General features: G+C 72.4%; 1 protein-coding gene. It reads left to right on the forward strand.

Features of this window, described 5'->3' with window-relative positions:
* Positions 1-48: 48 nt before the first annotated feature.
* Positions 49-442 (forward strand): transposase (locus QSK17_RS35760; RefSeq protein ID WP_285711137.1); only part of this gene is annotated, 394 nt, incomplete at its 3' end.

Raw genomic sequence — 442 nt, forward strand, 5'->3', positions numbered from 1 at the left:
CGTACGCCGGGGTTCCCGCGGTTCAAGGGACGCGGCTGGTTCGACACCGTGGAGTGGCCCAAGGACGGCGACGGCTGCCGCTGGGACGCCCAGCCCGAGCACCCGGCCGCCACGTTCGTGCGCCTTCAGGGCATCGGGCATGTGCGGGTTCACCAGCACCGGGCGGTCAAAGGCACGGTGAAGACGATCAGCGTGAAGCGGGAAGGCTCCCGCTGGTACGTGATCCTGTCCTGCGACGACGTGCCCGCCGAACCCTTGCCCGCCACGGGCGCGGTCGTCGGGATCGACATGGGCGTGGCCTCGCTCGTGACGGCCAGCGACGGCGACCCCGTAGATAACCCGCGCCACCTGGCCGCCTCCGCTGACCGGCTCGCGGCTGCCCAGCGGGATCTCGCCCGCAAGAAGCGGGGCAGCAAGCGCCGCCGCAAGGCCGTGGCACGGG

It is taken from the genome of Microtetraspora sp. NBRC 16547 (assembly GCF_030268965.1).
Lineage (GTDB): Bacteria > Actinomycetota > Actinomycetes > Streptosporangiales > Streptosporangiaceae > Microtetraspora.